General features: G+C 53.0%; 1 protein-coding gene and 1 pseudogene. Both read left to right on the top strand.

The genetic code is table 11. The annotated features are described in order from the left end of the window. The first annotated feature begins 11 nt into the window (after positions 1 to 11). A complete protein-coding gene (gene nrdR / locus ACTHS3_RS16500) occupies positions 12 to 464 on the top strand; it encodes a transcriptional regulator NrdR (protein WP_004520863.1) in 453 nt (150 codons plus the stop codon). A 14-nt stretch (positions 465 to 478) separates the two neighbouring features. Continuing rightward, positions 479 to 645: pseudogene (locus ACTHS3_RS16495) on the top strand (bifunctional diaminohydroxyphosphoribosylaminopyrimidine deaminase/5-amino-6-(5-phosphoribosylamino)uracil reductase RibD); the annotation flags it as partial.

The following is a 645-nucleotide window of genomic DNA, read 5'->3' as shown; positions in this document are numbered from 1 at the left end:
AAGGAAACCCGATGAAGTGCCCGTTTTGCCAACACCCCAACACACAAGTAACCGACTCGCGATGGCTGGAAGACACCAACAGCATCCGTCGCCGTCGCAAATGCTTGGAATGCGGACAACGCTTCAGCACTTTTGAAACCGTTGAAATGCGGATGCCGCAAGTCATCAAATCCAACGGCACACGGGTTCCCTTCAATGCGCACAAACTGCAGACCAGCCTTGAGCGCGCGCTGCACAAACGTCCTGTCACACAAGAACAAATCGATGAAACCGTTGCCCTGATCGAGCAGCGCCTCTACCGTTTGGGCAAAAAAGAAGTCGCTTCGCACATCGTTGGCGAAATGGCGATGGAGGAACTGGCAAAAATCGACCAAGTTGCTTATGTCCGCTTCGCGTCCGTCTATAAAAGCTTTAAAGACGTTTCCGAATTCACCCAAGTCATCGCCGAATGCAAAGCCAAATAAGGCCGTCTGAAACCATGTTTTCCGCACTTGATACCCAAATGATGCAAACCGCCCTCGAGCTGGCCAAGCTTGGGCGGTTTTCTACTTCCCCCAATCCCCGCGTCGGTTGCGTAATTGCACACGGCGCACAAATCGTCGGACAAGGTTTCCACGTCAAAGCAGGCGAGCCGCACGCTGAAGT

The sequence above is a fragment of the Neisseria sp. P0009.S007 genome (genome assembly GCF_051962515.1).
Note: the sequence above shows the minus strand (reverse complement) of the source record. Positions and strands in the feature narration are given on the sequence as shown.